This is a genomic window from Aerococcus sp. L_32 (assembly GCF_050689315.1).
The window spans coordinates 1-1,448 of the sequence record NZ_JBOEQF010000474.1 but is presented as its reverse complement, the minus strand read 5'-3'; the positions used below and the strand labels follow the sequence as shown (position 1 = coordinate 1,448).

Here is a 1,448-nt window from a genome sequence, read left to right as displayed (position 1 = left end):
TCATCAGCTTGACTTTCTTTTTCGTGCATCGTCACTTTAGTATATTTTGATTTAATCGCATTCGCCACTAAAACTGTTACCAATAAACCAAAAAGCGCTGGGATTAAACCACCCACCATGGCTTGAATAGTTGAAATCCCGAATCCTTCTGCTGCCGCAATCGTATTAGGGTTAGGTGAGATGATATTGCCGGCCTTTCCGCCACCTGACAAGGCAATTAGGATCGCAATCTTTGAATAACCATTCTCCGCTGCAACCGATAAAGCAATCGGCGCCACGATTAAAACGGCTACTGGAATAAAAACACCCACACCAGTAATAACCATTGTCGCCAATGCCAAGGCAAACAGTGAAAAAGTACCCGGCATTTTCCGCACAATAAAATTAGCGATTGTTTCTGCTGCGCCAGACTCCATCATTACCCCCGCAAAAACACCTGCTGATAAAATTCTAATAACTGTCCCCATTACACTTTGTGTCCCTGAAATAAGAACGTTCAAGGTCTGAACTAAGTCAGCACCTCCTACTAAACAGCCAACTACTGCACCAAAAATCAAGGCATATGTTGGGTTTAACTTCATTAATATCAATACAATAGCTAAAGCTAGTCCGATGATTGCTGAATACCATGGAATTACCATTTCCATTATGTCACTCCTCTATATATATTTATGCACATTTTGATTGCGCTTACATGGGTATATATTAGAACAGAAGAAAGCGTTTTACTATAGGGGCATAAACAGACATTTTTGTGCACTTGACCAATTAATAACCTTAGGTACTCCCTATTAAGTACTTTTTAGCCAATTTCATAATTTGAAAGTACTATTTTGTTGTGGTAGATTATGACTTAATCGGACGGTTACAAGTTCGCGCTATTTAGAAAGGAAGTTATTTTGTTGAATTTACTCAAGAAACTTAGTCGCATTACCAATAGACCAATATGGAATGTGGTCTTCAGAATCATTGTAACCATTATTTTAATTTCGGCTATAGTTACTCAAGACAACTTCTGGAAAACAATTGCGCCCATCTTGGTGATTACTTTCCTAATCATAGATACAGTCTATGATATTAAAGTACGTAAATCGAAGAATTAACAAGCAGAAAACCCATAAAATATAATAAAGACCCACACTTTCGTAAAAATATATTTTACACTAGTGTGGGTCTCTTTCGTTCTTATTATTCACTTTCGACTAATACTTCATCTGACAAGTCTGCCCAGTGGTTGGTTGGTCCGTGTCCATGGCCGACGTCGATTCCGTCTGCGATAGCACCCTGGATAAACTGCTTGCCGATAATGATGGCGTCCTTCAAGTCAGTTCCTTTAGCCAATTCGGCTGCGATTGCGGCAGACAAGGTATCCCCTGTCCCGTGTGTGTTTTCTGTATTGACCCGTGGACTAGACAGCCATAATTGTTCCCGGTTTTCAAAGAGAACTA

Annotated in this window: 2 protein-coding genes; both read right to left on the bottom strand. The window is 39.7% G+C overall.

Going from position 1 to position 1,448, the window contains the following annotated elements; all coding sequences use genetic code 11:
- Positions 1-650: SLC13 family permease (locus tag ACRCJ0_RS13995; protein ID WP_431390836.1), on the bottom strand; the 650-nt coding region annotated here is incomplete at its 3' end.
- Positions 651-1,188: 538 nt separating this feature from the next.
- A partial coding sequence (locus tag ACRCJ0_RS13990) for a bifunctional hydroxymethylpyrimidine kinase/phosphomethylpyrimidine kinase (protein ID WP_431390835.1) occupies positions 1,189-1,448 on the bottom strand: 260 nt, incomplete at its 5' end.